This is a genomic window from Enterobacter cloacae complex sp. GF14B, assembly GCF_004136805.1.
Classification (GTDB): domain Bacteria; phylum Pseudomonadota; class Gammaproteobacteria; order Enterobacterales; family Enterobacteriaceae; genus Enterobacter; species Enterobacter hormaechei_C.
In genome coordinates, this window is the sequence record NZ_QFRV01000042.1 from 13,563 (window position 1) to 27,193 (window position 13,631).

The window sequence follows — 13,631 nt, forward strand, 5'->3', positions numbered from 1 at the left end:
GACCTTACAGTTGTCTAACAATGCCGTTCGAAGAGACAGCTTTAGTTGCTTTTTGTTGCTGCTGCATATTTTCCCGGGCCGCATCCTGTACTTCTAAAGGAACTATGCGAGCTGGGTTTGAGGTCGAATTCTTGCCAGCAATCCATGTTTGCGGTTTTACGTTGACATAAACGTAGCCGGGAAGATTAAGCGCATCGTTATCATCGGTATAAGGTGCAAAAGTAATTCTCATTACTTTCCCCTGTTGCAGAACAGCAAGTGGTTCAGGAGCCACTACAGCTTGTTTATAACCTTGCGAACGGTATTGCTGGATCTGCCCAGGGTTGAGAGTCGGGTTAACGGGCTGGCCATTGTAAAGAGAGTACATATCCTTACCAGGGCTGATATCAGAATTAGGTGCAACGTAGCGTGGGGCATTTCCAGCAGAAACCGGATAGCTTGTTTGTTTAACGACTTCCGCAGCCGGATGAACGAAAGGGTTACCAGTTGAAGAGGCAGTGCTATAACTGCTAGTCATCCTTACGTTTGAATTAACCGGTACACCAGAAATAGGCCGTGGTCCAATGGATGAAGTAGGGGCACCCATTTTTAAAGTTTTATCGTACATGACAGGTAACTGACCAACTGGCTTAATTTCGGTTTTTGAATAAGCCACAGGCTGATTTTTAAGGGTAGTAGACTGTGGATATTTGACTTCCCCTGGAGGGCTAATTTCAGTTGGATAACGGCTGTCATTGACAGCCGATTTCTCCTTTCCCGATTCCGACTCTTCCCCCGCCAGTGCAGACAGATCATCTCGATTATTAGTTAACTCCATAACTTCGCGAGGACCTTTACAGATAACGCCCTTTTCAATGCCTGGACATTCGGATTCGGAACTACCGATGGAGCACCCCGTAAGATATGAGGATGTACCTACAACCAGAGCACTGAGTACCAATCTTTTGATGTTCATAAACTAGCCTTAATTTGTCTCAAATGGATTTTTTAAGAGAGGTTCAACGCTTTGGTTCAACCAGTAGTCGAAATCTTTTGGAATGCCATTACCAGCCAAACCATCCTGTCTGACAACTGAAGGTACACCCTGCAATTTATAAATTCCTGCGAGCATCAATGACGCTACCAAAGGTTCCGCCGGACATTCTTCTGCTTCTTTTTGAGAGAGCAATCTTTTTTCAATGTCGGATTTGCTTCCCATTAGCCAACGAAGAATATCGAGGTTGTTTATTTTTCCTTTTTCTTTACTACACCAGAGCCTTCTAAGCTCTTCTTTTGGCTCACCGGGTGAGGGAACTAAAACAATATCTATCCGATACTTGTCCCGATCTGCATAGAATTTCTTAACAAGTTCCATGCAACCGTCACAATCAAGTGTTATGAAAATGGCTGCTTGTCTTTTAAGCTTTGAATTTCCCAGAGGAATGGACGCTACAGTTTCCAGAGGGAAGGGGGCCTCATCAAGACTAATAAAATAGGAATTCCTGATTTCTTCTACAGTCAGAACAGGTTTACGTTTAATTACATCAACAAGGCTTCCCCCAGTAAGGGAGTATCGGCCATCGGTCGTTACTGCCATTAGCTGCGAACGTTCGTCCTGAAAGAGGTATAGCCCACCAGAAGGAATGTATATGGCATCCTTAGGTTTATATCCTTTCATTTTTGATAACACACCCGAGATCTGACTGGGTGAAACGCCACCTTCCTTTGCCTTTGCCATTAACGCAGCAGCATCACTATTAGTTAGGACCTGCTCTGAAGCATAAGTGACCGTATTCGCCATAATGGCGAAAGCCGCCATTAAAGGGAAAAGTAACTTTTTCACTATTGGGTGCCCTCTACTTCTTTGCATTATAAGAACTTGATTGTACCGCTTCAGAGCTATCTTCAAGTTCCATATAAGTGACGATTTCAACACTATCCGGTACAGTAACGGCAAGCGTTGCATCAATAATTAAATAGCCACGGTCACGGTAGATCTTCATTAATGTTCTGAAATATTCTTCGAATTGAGATCTATCATTGTCAGCAGTACGGCCTCCGTGATGCTTGAAAAATTCCTTACGTAATTCAGACATGTCAAGCACTGCAATCTTGTACGAAGGCTGGGATTGTTTATTGAAGTAATCGTAAACATTCATAAAGCCTTTATAACCATAAATAATGACCAATACGGCAAAGGCGAAGAAAAATAAATACTTCAATATTTTTTCAATATCAATTTCGAAGGTAATTTTTTTTGTTGTCCTTTCTCGCACCATTTTTTTAGTGATTTCAGGTCCAGCTGATTCAGGCGATTCTTTTTTTTCTAAACTATCCATTTAAACCTCAGCGACTGGTCAGATTCGTTGGAATTGTAGTTCCGGTCTGAACGACAAATGTAATAGCTCGGCCAGGGCTAATTTCTACGATTGGCCACTGTTGTTCTGCAATTGCGGTGTAGTAATCGACGAGTCGATTAAGACCACCTTGAGCTGCACCAGCCCCGGCTAATGCCCCAAGTGCACCAAAATTAGGGGACTGATACTGAGCCTGTGAATTAGGGTCGATGTTAAGTGAAGATACCTTACTGGGACTTAAGCTACCGGCAAGTGAAGAAAGTCCACCGGCAAATGCAGCTCCTGCAATTGCGTTACCATTTCGGCTGATAAGCGTGCCTCGGATCCCATTTTTTCCGTCATTTTCACTTACAGCATATGCTTCCAGTTTTACGTCAAAAGCTTTCCCTTTTGAATTAACACAAGAGATAGAAGTGGCACGTATGTAAGCACGCTGTGACGCCAGATCACCAACAGCTGAACCCAGAAGGTTACAGTCACGCAAATCCATGGTGAAATTATTGGGCATGATGACATCTTTTTTAATACGCATCGTTACTGGCATTGGTTCTGATTTGGAAGAAAGGCTTGTAGGCGCTTCAAGCCCGGTAATCAGAACACCAGTGATAATAGATGTTGCCGGAAGAAACATTTCATCTTTTCGGGCAGCATGCCGCGCTTTGCTATCAACTGGCGCAGTACCATCACCTCGTACAGTCCGAGTTGGCGCTTTATCTCCTGCAATGACCTCTCTGCCTTCCTTGATTCTGTTTTCAGACACGGGCATAACCTGAATGACACCATCGGTACCATTAGTCTTAATGGAACTTTGTGTGATTGTTCTCATTGGGCTATTACGCGTAGGTGTGATAGAAGCGTAATTAGGGTTTACGCCATTAATCGGCGCATTAGCATTAAGCTGATAAGGAGCTGCCGGTGCCTGCTCATTAATCGTTTTACGCGAACTACCAGCATCCAAGTTACGATTGCCGTTTCGATTTGTCTGCATATCATTAATTTGCTGAGACAGCTGCTGAAGTTGAGAAGTTAAACTTGCAACTTGGGCTTTAGTTTCCTGTTGGGCTTTTTCTGCTTTTTCGCGGTCCTCTTTCGCCGCATTTTGGTCAAGTCGGTTTTGCTTAACCATTTCTTTATATACTTTCTGGCTTTCTTCATTACTCAATTTGTTCATTTGCGAATCATCTAACAACAAATTGGTCTGCATGTCTTTTTTCTGTGTTTTCTTTTCTTTCTTAACTGGTGTGGAAAAAATAGACTGGCTAATAATATAAACAATCACTACCAGCAGAGCGCCAATAACAGAAAGTCTGACGGTCTTATTTTCCCAGGCCTTTTTAATGTCCATGATTAGCTCCACTTGTAGGTTTCTGGAATCGTTTAATTTTTAGATTTCGTTCGCTGTCAGACATCTGAGGAACGATATAGGGTTCACCTGCTCTGGCCCAGTTTTCACGAACAGATGGATGATTCATTTCAGCTTTATCTATCTGGCTCGTTCTAGATATTTCATGTTTGTAATTAGGTTCCAAAACGTTACTTTTGTGATAGTCAAAAGCATTCTCCTCATTAATATTGCCCTCTCCTACAAATTTATCAATAAGAGTTGGATCGTTCATTATTACTGTCTGAACGGGAAAAGCGTTACTGCCATCTTCGATACTAATGGGTGCGTCCGGAACGATTAATACACTCCTTTTTGGTATATATTCTGACCTGTAGTAAAAGCTGGTTAAAGCAAATACGACAAAACCAATCACGGTGGCCCCAAGCAGAGCAGGCAAAGTAACTTTTCCCATATTATTTTCTGATTAGACTTGGTCTGGTTGTAACCCGGGCCTCGCGTTCCTTGAACAATTTATCCCGGACTATGTAAAGCTCTGTTTCTTCTCCCGGTTGCAGGTATGCTTTATCAAATAAAGCACTTGCAATAACGCCTTCTGCCATACACTGCTGATCAGCAACGATTTGACCGTATGGTTTATCGTTTTTCACAAGAATTACATCAATAAGTTCACGTGAGCCAACCAGTCTCTGACCGAGCTTTGCATACATATTAAAGTTACATGGTGACTGCTCTGGCGCAGGAATACGAGAAAGTCGGTCCTGTTGTAAACTGAATCCTGAAGGGACCTCACCAAGAGCCACAGGAGTCAATAAATCAATGATTCTTTGTTTATGATCGTCTTGTTTTGGATCCGTTGGAGCCAGTTCTTCTGACTGGGAGCGGGCCAACATTTCCTCATAGTTTTGCTTATCCAATGAGGTTTCACGTTTGGCTTGCATAGATGGGCTTAAAGATGTAGTAACTGAAATCATCGCACCGGGAACATCAAGCGGTACCAGGGTCAGGTTATAGGTCGATTCAGGTACCTGATCTTCAGACAACATAATCCCGATTGGTTTATCGGTATTAGTTGAAATAAAGACATCGCCACCATTAACAAATATGCTTGCCTCTTCAGCAGGGGTAGAAGTACTGACAGAAGCATTCTTGAAGCTGGTCGATATTCTGTTTTGAAGTCCTCGTGAAACTGGCAGTACCACATTCCCACCAGGCGGCACATTTACACGCTGAACTTCTTTATATCGGTTACGAGCTTCGACATAAAGTTCATCGGCTTTTGACGTGGCGGTCGCATTGGTTGCATTCTGCTGGGAAGAGGTACCTGTTGGTCTCCCATAGCTATCAATTGCACCAGATCGGGTCTGTGCGTCAAATCCGGGGAGACTAGGATTATTTGATAATGCTCCAGTAATAGCGCTTACCGCAGGCGAAGCATTGCTGGCTGGGGAAAGTTGCACGGTAGGGAGATCAGTTGTAGGTTTTTGTCCCTGCGCATTACCGGCTTCACTAAGGTTTGTTTGTGCACCTGACTGTTCAGAACCAGCTTGACCCGGAATAATGGCTTTTGCAGCTCCATTCTGAAATCCGTCAGCACCAACTGGCATTACAACCGGGTTATTAATTGTTGCTGGCAATTGGTATTCTTCAGCGATTACGCAGTTCGAAGTCGTGAGCATGATCAATGCTGTAATTGCGTTGAAGCCTAAGCCCTTTTTTTTAATCATCACTTGTTACCTGTAGACGGTGGCGGATTATCCAGCGTTGCCAGTTGCTCTTTGCCGTTTATCGTAATTTTTTTAATATTCGGTGTTCCGGAATATTGATTTACATATGCAATTCTTGGGCGACCATTTTTCATCCCGAGAACCCATTCATAAGTCCATTTCGATGATTCAGTTTTGTCCGGAACATTTACAAGTCGAGTCGTTTTGGTACCCCAGACATAGACCATGTCATTTTTTGGATCAAAGTAAATATCATTAGGCTTAAAGGTCTGCTCAACACCACGAGCCTGCATGATATTTATCTGCTCCTGTAAAGACTCACTCGTTTTAGCCTGTAGTTCAGGTGAAAGGGCATCGAGGACATAGGCCGTCACAAAGGAAATATTAGTTGGATTAATATTCCCTAAAAGGGTACTAAAAAAGAGAGCCCATTGTGTTTTATAAGATTCCGATGCTTTGTTACCAACAACCGTGATCTCTTCATTCATGTTTGGAGGGGTAACAATCGTCACTGGGTCAGTGAAAAAAAGAATCTTTGCAACCAATAACCCAATGACGGCTATTGAAACAGTATTAATGCGGATAAGTTTTGTATCACGATTAATCAGGGCGCTGTATGTAATTCCAGCACCTGACGCTTCAGCTTGTGGGCTAAATCGTTTTTTAATGTCCAAAAAACGTCCCTTAGCACTTTCATCTTTCTTTACGTATGACTGTTCAAGATCACCGTTTTCATCCTTTTTAGATTTTTTGAAAAAAGGTATGTTAATGCCACTTAGCATTTTCATTCATAGCTCCATCAAGAATACAAATCTCTGATAAATGGATCGTTGAAATAACGGCTACTAAAAACTGCTTTACCTGGCAAAAAACCGAGCCACCAGAGTTTGTGTTTTAGCAATCCTCTTATTCCTGACTCAGCTGCTTTGTTATACGCAATCCAATACACAACCGCTGCTACAACAGAAAACCCGAAGCATTCGAAGATATTCCCAAATGCAACCAGAATGAATGCAAGCCCTAATTTTTTGGCATCCCAAAACAAAATCAGTAGAGGCATGTTGATCCTGAAAGGGAATCTATAGGTATGCTGAGGAACGTCGTTCTGCTTACTCATTAAAAATCCAGAGAGGGGGATGAACCCCCTCATGCATGATTAACAATAAATTACAGCGGTACGCCAGCATCCATAAAGGTGCTGATAATTTTCTCGCCGTTGGCCATTACCAGCATCATGAATAATGAAACCAGTGCCAGGCCCGGGTTAGGCTTAAGGACAGAGAAATATACGCTTGAGATCAACATCGCGGCTGCCAGAATTTTGCCCGGAGCTCCAGTCATACTTTCACTCATGTATGACCAAATATCTCCCAGTGCCCCATCATCTGAACCCGCATATGCCAGACCGCAAAAAAGCACGGTCAGCAGAACAAACAAAATCACTTTTGCGCTTTTTGTTTTAAAAAGTGCAGCCGTGTTAGATTTCTTTTCACTAAGGCCAATATTTAAAGAAAGTTCCATAATTACTCCGTGTAGATTTGAGTTCACGTAAACGCGAATGAATAATACTTTTTTATTCCGATCCTTCCGTTCGCATAAACCCCCTTTTTTTAACGTTTAGCGATTGGTGAATTTTTAAGCAAAGGGCCTAAAGCATAATCTTTGAAAGGTACCAGTGAACGCTTAGTAAAAGTTTGAAAGAGGGGAGGGGGTAAGATTACGTTAAGCTCAATCCTGAAGCTGATGAGACTCCTCAAGCATAAAAGTCACTTTTGATGGTTTGAAAAGCTCTAACTAGATATCGGGCAGGTAACTAAGCTTCATATCTAATCTTTTTTGTTCCCTTATTATCTATCTCTTGATTCTGAGAAGGCCGCATATCACTGTGCTCCCTGGTTCGGCAACTATCAGTTGGAGAAACTACATACAATCCTCGGGCCGGTGCGTCATTCATCTAAATGCCTTTTACACCTCTGGGCGTGAGTGGGACTTTGTCTTGTCCATACGAACATCATTCATTCGAATGCTTTTGGCCAATGCTATTTAAGCAAATGCTTTCTGGCTGAGTCCTTTTGCGAATGAGTCTTTGATATAACTGCATGAATTTTGGGTTGTTTGGTGTACTAACAAAACAAAGGCATTTCTTTGAATGCCATTGGAGTTGTGATGCTTCTGATATTTTTTTGATCTCATATCAAGCACATAGTCCTTCTGATGCCCAATGTCATAGATGTCTTGGACCATTCTCGCTCTTAACAAAGCTGAACTGTGTGTCATTCGACCTAATGCCATTCACCAAAATGCCTTTTTATACCACTGCATAGCTATGCTCGGGATACAGTGGCAAACAAAAGCATTTCAATGAATGAATTTTTGGGATACCGACATCAAAAGCATTTGTATGAATGTAAGAGGCGTAATCCACAAAAGGCATTCACGTGAATAGAGTGCGCACGAAACCATCTTGCTCAACGGCATTTAATGAATGGGCTAGCATGTACGCTTGAGTCAGAAAGGCATACAGATGAATAGTCAGGAGTTCGTTTGAAAAGTTACTTTTTTGCACATTAAGCCGAGATGTAAGACCAGTAGTAAAAGAAGCACTAAGCATAGCACTGATAAATAACTTATTTTTCAGCAGGTTATAACCAGTGCATACCAGATAGCTTTCAACCTTGTTTGGCAAGGGCCAGCTTAGGGCTTCTTTTGAAGATCTGAAATTGTATGTCGCGACCTTTCTTAACTTCTTGATAATCGAGATATCCGATAGATTCAAGTTCCCGCATTGCTTTACGAATTATCTGGTTTTGCGTACGAATAGGGGTTGTAAGAAGCAACCTTTCCCTCAACCGTTTCATATTAACGAACAACGTACCAGCTGGCATTGCTTCAAAATAAATATAGAGAGATTGCGCAGCTTCTTTTTTAGCCAAAATGTATAGAACCTGAAGGCTTAACAATGTCTTATGGTCGTAACGATACAGTTCCCACATAGAAGGATCCCCAACCAGCTCAACAGTATCGCTTTTTGGATCAATCATAGCCTTCTGCACCAGATGCGTTACTGTGAACCGACCACTACGAGAGTCTGAGAAGGCAAGCACTACCGATGCAAGGTTCATTAATGACTCTTTAAAGCGCGCACGAGTTCGTTTGTTGATGTTTGTTGAACTGATACCACACATCTTCGCAAACTCGTTAAAAGTCAGGCTAATCTTCTCGGAAGTAAAACCATATTTACTGAAAGCCATGATGATCCCGAGCCAGCACTTAAAGTCGGTAGACATAGATAGTTTGACACCAGTTATCTTGATGTCGTCATAACCCTCCGATCTTGCAATTTCCATACACGAAAGCTCATCAGAGGCATCAACTTCAAAGTTTCGGTCGCGGTTTTCTTTTGTGCCGACAGGGGTAAATACACTCAATCTCAGCAGGGCCACGGGCTGAACCGACTTGGACGAGTTAGGCGTCAGTTGATAAGTCTTACCTGATTCATTACTGGTTACGTCAAAAGGATGGATTAACTCGTTGTTTTTAATCATTAACTTAACTCGTCGGTGATAAGATTTTCATTTGGCAAACTGTTTATAACATATTCTTGCAAATGCTTTTTACGCATTTACCTAAATGCCATAAGCATTCCAGTAAATGCCTTCCTTATTCATTCAAATGCTTTTCGCATGCATCCGAATGCCGGATCCTTTCATAAAGTTACTATAATCAATGAGTTAAAGATGCCGTGATCTTTACTTGAACTCTATTGATCTTTAGTGATCTAAAGAATTGATCTAACCTGTTGAAAACAATGATAAGTCCATATAAAACAAGGAATAGCGCTCCTTTATCAATATCTACAGATCGCAAACGGAAATGAAAGTGGGTTTACTATCATTGTTTTATTCAAGACAGTTTTTATTTTAATTTTATTAAGCAAATTTTTTGAGTTTACCTTTTAGATGTATCAGCCCTATTTGGCAAATTTGAGGTTCATGTATCATGTAGTAAACAGGAGGAAGATATGAACAACAGCAAACATACAGTCATTGAAGTGGATACTAATCTAGTTGAAATTGAAAAGGGATTTAATCCCCGAGAGGCGGTAATCGGAGATTTGTGTTACGAACAAGAACCTGTCAAATCGATGATTGTGTCAATCAAACAAGCCTTTAAGGAAGGAAGGCAGGTTGATATGATCAAGGTCGTAAAAAGAAAAGGTAAATATTTAGTTCGTCAAGGTCATACTCGTTTTCATGGCTTAAAATTAGCAATTTCTGAAGGTGCTAATATTCCAAAATTATCTGTTATCTTAATCGATTATAAAAACGAAATTGAAGAATACCTTGAGAACCTCGATGGTAACAGAAGCAATGGGCTAAATCCGGTTGGGCAAGCTCATGCATTAGCTCATGCTGTTAGTCTCGGGTATTCGGTTGAAGAACTAGCAATGCGATATCAACGATCAACTACCGCAATTCGTAATATGCTAAAAATCCTTGATATGCCATTAGAGCTTCAACGTTTGATTAGCCTAAATCTAATCAAAAAAACGCTCGCCATTGAAATAATGTTAAAATATTCCAACGATCACAAAATGGTTTTAAAACATATAGAAGGTTTCTTACCTGGCGTTAAGAATATTGAGACTACAACGAGCAAAATTGTAGGCATACCTGAACACAATGCAGCTGGAGCAGGACCAGACACCTTAAATAAAGGCGGACCAGAAAAGAAAAATTCGGCAGTCACACGTAAGACTTTGGGTATTAAGCGCCTCTCGCATAAGAAAACAGAACGGCTAAAATCTGAATTTCTTGAGCTTGTGGAAAGTACACATACGGAATCTATAACGAATACTCAAACAGAACTAAAATTTGGTAGAGATAGTGCACACTTGTTCAAAAATGTTGATAGTAAAAATGTAATATTTTCTGATGATGGTGTTCAAATAATCTTGAATGATGAAAAGCTAAATATTTTATTGTCTTTACTTAACGACGAAAATACAGCAATCATTCTTTCTAAACCAAAATTAGAAGAGCTTCTGGAAATTCGAGATCTCCTTAAGGAATAAAAACCCGAGGATTAGTTGAGTGATTAAACCTATAAAGCTGACTCTTATCGATAATTATAATGATTTGCTTCTAACTCATGAAGTCCTTAAACGCAACATGGAAGAGTTAGAACACGGTAAACGTTTTGACCAATTTCCTGAAGGGCATGACCACTATGAAAAAACTGTGAAAGAAGCTGTAGCAATCGTAGAGGCACGTTTGGAGGTGTTTCGAAAATGAAATCTCTTTTCTTTACTCTTGATGGTCATATGGTACCAGCCTCAGTGAATGTATCCCTTAACGGAGATGGAAATTATTATGCACCTATCGAAAGAGAATGTAACGAATGTGCGGGCACAGGCCACAAAGGGGCTGATGTATGTGAAAAGTGTCATGGGGTGCAAACAGTTGGACCCATTATTGAAAAATTAGTGGTACTAGAGCCAATTACCTTTCTCGATAACATTCCGGAACTGCGTGTTAACCCAACACTCGAAGCATGGAAATCCAGAAACCACGTACTTATTGAGAAAGCAAAAAAGGCTAACACTAAGTTTTCTAATAGTATATTGGCGCAACTAGACAATAACCGTTTTTTGACAGAACGCCAGCTGGATTGTTTCTTTACAACCTTTGATGTGATGTTGTCTGAAACTCCGGAAAATGAACAAGAAATTTTAAAACATAGCTACAATATCGGCCAGGTCATAAGCATTGAACTAACATTTACTGAAGTCAGGGCCGCGTACGCAAAAAGTAAAGGGAGTTATTTTTTTACATTTACTGGTAAAGTTAGAAATGACGGGATCGCTTTAACGGCCGATAAACAGGATCACATTTTATTGGGTGAACGTTATCATTTGACTGGAAAAGTCAGAAAATTCTATGATTTTGATTCGAAAAATTATGCTGCAATAACAGTTTTTAAGTTAAGTAAACTCCAAGACAGTTAAATGTTTTACTGCTTAAATATAGAGCCAAGACTTAAACTGTCGTTAGGACTCACTCACGTAATATTGTTGCTTACGCAATGGGTTTTATCCCTCATAAAGATCTGCGAGTATAAATCTTTTACATTTAAATTCCCCTCTATCACAACCTTTTCAATAGTAAAAAAATGATAATCTTATTAATTATAATTTTTAATTTTTTGTATACCAATACCATACAGTTAAGGCTAAAAGGTGATGATGGAGATGGACTTTAAAATGCACAATGATCTGGGTCTCGGTTTCATTTGTAAAAATGCAAGAACATCGTCAAAGCCAACGTTAAGAAAAGTTACTTTTCCGGTAAGCGCATATGAAACGTCTAAGCTTTCTTTAACCGGTTTTCAATGCCCCACAGCCTGCCGATTTCCTTTTTTTGTGCTATGCATGATAATCCATAACCATCTTTCGTCTGCATGCCCTATCAACCAAAATGAATGTTCAAATCATATATCGCAATTTTCTATCGACATTAAAGTACAAGATTGGCTTAGCCGTTCAAGAGTAGCGTTTATTGATTTCCATAATCTAAGAAATACAGATAAAACCACATTAATAACAGTGGAACATCTTGAAGCTTTACTTACTGTTATGTCAACTACTCTTGTCGCTTACGCTCCATATTCAAAAAAGAGACTTAACTTTAGCTTTCTAAATTCATTTACTTTGTCTAAAACTTCTCAAAGTTACACATTAACTTTCCCGGTAGTTCTCAGTCCGCTTTTAGATGCTCTTGGCGGTTTCATTCAGGAATGCATAACCGAAAAATTGTTAAAACGACGAAATTCGAATTTCATGGTTTACGAGTATCTTAAACGTTCAGGCCAGAGCTCTCATAAAGTGGAGGACATTAATAACGACTTACAGCTTAAAACTCTAAATATAAGACTTATGAGCGTCCTTACTGGGCTTTCTCAGCAAGGACTCATTTCATTTATTTGCGAAGGAAAGAGGGGCGACCGGAGAATAGAAGAGCTTCAGTTTATACCTTATGTTCAACGAACTCACCCTGAGGTATTAACTTTTCAGGAATGGATTAGCCCCGTTGATTAGAATTAACTCTATTTCAGCACGGCCAGTATTTCTGTTTCCGTTTTCCGTGTATTTGGCTTACTTCCTACGGATCGGTAAGCGCTGAGTCTGTGTATGACGAATCCACGCTCTTCATAGAGGCCCAAAGTGAATGGTGTCAGGCTATTTGATATCGCAACAGCAGCGCCTTTTCTGTGAGCGTCAACGAGCATATTTGCTAACAGCACGTGGTCGCTTTGGCTGAACGGTTTACCATCGTAACTGACAAAACTAGTTTTGCTTGTTTTGTCATATGGCGGATCACAATAAATCTGATCTCCTTCGCCGGTTGCGGCCAGAGTCTCCTCAAAACCAGCGGTGATCAGTTCAATACCTGAAAGACGAAATGAAAGGTAGTCTATTTTATTGAAGTCAAGCTTCAGTTCTGTATGTTTCCCCCAGGGCACTGAATAGATTCTTTCTGAGTTATAGCGGCACATACCGTTATAGCCCAGGCGATTCAGGGAGTAAAACAAAGCCGCTCTTTGAAGCGGTTGACCAGAAATACAGGTTTTGTTGAAACGGTCCCTCATCTCATAGTAGTCCTTTTCGACAAAGGTTTTATCCGCTAGGTTTTGGACCTGATTTATAAAGTTAGTTTTCTGTCTTTGAATAGTCCTGTATAGGTTGATCAAGTCTGGATTGCTATCTGCAAGCAATGCATTTTGTGCAAACATGTTCAGAAAAACGGCACCACCGCCTATAAAGGGTTCTACCCACCGGCAACTATGATCGTGTGGGTAGTGATGGCTGATGAAAGGCATCAGTTTCGTTTTTCCACCAGCCCATTTGATTATCGGCATGTGTCTGAGATGTCGAGTCAAAGTGTCTATACCTGAGAGAGAAATTTAGGTGCTGGTATCGTACCTAACCACGGGCTTTAACTAATAACTTAGGGAGCAAAAAAAAGTTGTTTAAGACGCACAGTTTTGACTTTCAGCATTGCGGATTTATAAGATTTTTCCTCACTGATACCTGAACTTTATGTTTTGGATTTATGTCTTTGTTTATGAAGCGATTTTGATGCCATCACAAGAAATGGGGAGCCCTCTTTTTTTGTGAAAAATCAGAATAGGCTCAAAAAGTACCTTTTTTGCGAAAAATTATGGATT

General features: G+C 40.6%; 15 protein-coding genes. 4 read left to right on the forward strand and 11 right to left on the reverse strand.

The window, feature by feature from the left end:
• Nucleotides 1–4: 4 nt before the first annotated feature.
• The 10 genes from trhV to DD606_RS14795 form a co-directional block, all read right to left on the reverse strand.
• On the reverse strand, nucleotides 5–955 hold the full coding sequence (trhV, locus tag DD606_RS14745) for an IncHI-type conjugal transfer lipoprotein TrhV (RefSeq protein ID WP_001022588.1): 951 nt from the start codon (nucleotides 953–955) through the stop codon (nucleotides 5–7).
• Between the two features lie 9 nt (nucleotides 956–964).
• The gene (gene htdT, locus DD606_RS14750; RefSeq protein ID WP_182911723.1) at nucleotides 965–1,717 is read right to left on the reverse strand and encodes a protein-disulfide isomerase HtdT; all 753 of its coding nucleotides are present in this window, start codon (nucleotides 1,715–1,717) and stop codon (nucleotides 965–967) included.
• 118 nt (nucleotides 1,718–1,835) lie between these two features.
• Nucleotides 1,836–2,318, reverse strand: coding sequence for a hypothetical protein (locus tag DD606_RS14755; protein ID WP_058685169.1), 483 nt, complete (start codon nucleotides 2,316–2,318; stop codon nucleotides 1,836–1,838).
• A gap of 7 nt (nucleotides 2,319–2,325) precedes the next feature.
• Nucleotides 2,326–3,681: an IncHI-type conjugal transfer protein TrhB gene (gene trhB, locus DD606_RS14760; protein WP_000351841.1), complete on the reverse strand. Its 1,356-nt coding sequence runs from the start codon at nucleotides 3,679–3,681 to the stop codon at nucleotides 2,326–2,328.
• On the reverse strand, nucleotides 3,671–4,132 hold the full coding sequence (gene htdO, locus DD606_RS14765) for a plasmid transfer protein HtdO (RefSeq protein ID WP_000521242.1): 462 nt from the start codon (nucleotides 4,130–4,132) through the stop codon (nucleotides 3,671–3,673). The genes trhB and htdO overlap by 11 nt, the downstream gene beginning before the upstream one ends.
• Nucleotide 4,133: 1 nt before the next feature.
• Complete coding sequence (locus DD606_RS14770) at nucleotides 4,134–5,405, reverse strand: type-F conjugative transfer system secretin TraK (protein WP_000592092.1); 1,272 nt, start codon at nucleotides 5,403–5,405, stop codon at nucleotides 4,134–4,136.
• A complete protein-coding gene (locus DD606_RS14775) occupies nucleotides 5,405–6,193 on the reverse strand; it encodes a TraE/TraK family type IV conjugative transfer system protein (RefSeq protein ID WP_000783153.1) in 789 nt (262 codons plus the stop codon). The genes DD606_RS14770 and DD606_RS14775 overlap by 1 nt, the downstream gene beginning before the upstream one ends.
• Nucleotides 6,194–6,204: 11 nt before the next feature.
• Nucleotides 6,205–6,555 (reverse strand): type IV conjugative transfer system protein TraL, encoded by a 351-nt coding sequence (locus tag DD606_RS14780; protein ID WP_001447770.1) that lies wholly within the window; start codon nucleotides 6,553–6,555, stop codon nucleotides 6,205–6,207.
• Between the two features lie 17 nt (nucleotides 6,556–6,572).
• Nucleotides 6,573–6,926, reverse strand: a complete 354-nt coding sequence (locus DD606_RS14785; RefSeq protein ID WP_000423602.1) for a hypothetical protein — start codon at nucleotides 6,924–6,926, stop codon at nucleotides 6,573–6,575.
• 1,148 nt (nucleotides 6,927–8,074) lie between these two features.
• On the reverse strand, nucleotides 8,075–8,950 hold the full coding sequence (locus tag DD606_RS14795) for a RepB family plasmid replication initiator protein (RefSeq protein WP_000594611.1): 876 nt from the start codon (nucleotides 8,948–8,950) through the stop codon (nucleotides 8,075–8,077).
• A 476-nt stretch (nucleotides 8,951–9,426) separates the two neighbouring features.
• On the opposite strand from DD606_RS14795, the gene DD606_RS14800 reads away from it, so the two are divergent.
• From DD606_RS14800 to DD606_RS14815, 4 genes are all read left to right on the forward strand, one after another.
• Nucleotides 9,427–10,479 carry a hypothetical protein gene (locus DD606_RS14800; protein ID WP_001065778.1) on the forward strand — a complete coding sequence of 351 codons (1,053 nt, stop codon included), beginning with the start codon at nucleotides 9,427–9,429 and terminating at the stop codon, nucleotides 10,477–10,479.
• A 19-nt stretch (nucleotides 10,480–10,498) separates the two neighbouring features.
• Complete coding sequence (locus DD606_RS14805) at nucleotides 10,499–10,699, forward strand: hypothetical protein (RefSeq protein ID WP_000594930.1); 201 nt, start codon at nucleotides 10,499–10,501, stop codon at nucleotides 10,697–10,699.
• Entirely contained in the window at nucleotides 10,696–11,412 is a 717-nt protein-coding gene (locus DD606_RS14810; protein WP_000838219.1) for a zinc finger-like domain-containing protein, read from the forward strand. Before DD606_RS14805 ends, DD606_RS14810 begins: the two co-directional genes overlap by 4 nt.
• Before the next feature lie 234 nt (nucleotides 11,413–11,646).
• Nucleotides 11,647–12,501, forward strand: coding sequence for a hypothetical protein (locus DD606_RS14815; RefSeq protein WP_000970401.1), 855 nt, complete (start codon nucleotides 11,647–11,649; stop codon nucleotides 12,499–12,501).
• 8 nt (nucleotides 12,502–12,509) lie between these two features.
• On the opposite strand, the gene DD606_RS14820 is transcribed toward DD606_RS14815, so the two are convergent.
• Entirely contained in the window at nucleotides 12,510–13,322 is an 813-nt protein-coding gene (locus DD606_RS14820; RefSeq protein WP_001121574.1) for a Dam family site-specific DNA-(adenine-N6)-methyltransferase, read from the reverse strand.
• Between the last annotated feature and the right edge of the window lie 309 nt (nucleotides 13,323–13,631).

Excerpts from the sequence above, each read along its gene's own strand:
- DD606_RS14815 (WP_000970401.1), top strand. The coding sequence starts at position 11,647 with ATGATGGAGATGGACTTTAAAATGCACAATGATCTGGGTCTCGGTTTC.
- DD606_RS14770 (WP_000592092.1), bottom strand. The coding sequence starts at position 5,405 with ATGATTAAAAAAAAGGGCTTAGGCTTCAACGCAATTACAGCATTGATC.
- DD606_RS14780 (WP_001447770.1), bottom strand. The coding sequence starts at position 6,555 with ATGAGGGGGTTCATCCCCCTCTCTGGATTTTTAATGAGTAAGCAGAAC.
- htdT (WP_182911723.1), bottom strand. The coding sequence starts at position 1,717 with ATGGCAAAGGCAAAGGAAGGTGGCGTTTCACCCAGTCAGATCTCGGGT.
- DD606_RS14800 (WP_001065778.1), top strand. The coding sequence starts at position 9,427 with ATGAACAACAGCAAACATACAGTCATTGAAGTGGATACTAATCTAGTT.
- DD606_RS14795 (WP_000594611.1), bottom strand. The coding sequence starts at position 8,950 with ATGATTAAAAACAACGAGTTAATCCATCCTTTTGACGTAACCAGTAAT.
- htdO (WP_000521242.1), bottom strand. The coding sequence starts at position 4,132 with ATGGGAAAAGTTACTTTGCCTGCTCTGCTTGGGGCCACCGTGATTGGT.
- DD606_RS14775 (WP_000783153.1), bottom strand. The coding sequence starts at position 6,193 with ATGAAAATGCTAAGTGGCATTAACATACCTTTTTTCAAAAAATCTAAA.
- DD606_RS14755 (WP_058685169.1), bottom strand. The coding sequence starts at position 2,318 with ATGGATAGTTTAGAAAAAAAAGAATCGCCTGAATCAGCTGGACCTGAA.
- trhV (WP_001022588.1), bottom strand. The coding sequence starts at position 955 with ATGAACATCAAAAGATTGGTACTCAGTGCTCTGGTTGTAGGTACATCC.
- DD606_RS14785 (WP_000423602.1), bottom strand. The coding sequence starts at position 6,926 with ATGGAACTTTCTTTAAATATTGGCCTTAGTGAAAAGAAATCTAACACG.
- DD606_RS14810 (WP_000838219.1), top strand. The coding sequence starts at position 10,696 with ATGAAATCTCTTTTCTTTACTCTTGATGGTCATATGGTACCAGCCTCA.
- DD606_RS14820 (WP_001121574.1), bottom strand. The coding sequence starts at position 13,322 with ATGCCGATAATCAAATGGGCTGGTGGAAAAACGAAACTGATGCCTTTC.
- trhB (WP_000351841.1), bottom strand. The coding sequence starts at position 3,681 with ATGGACATTAAAAAGGCCTGGGAAAATAAGACCGTCAGACTTTCTGTT.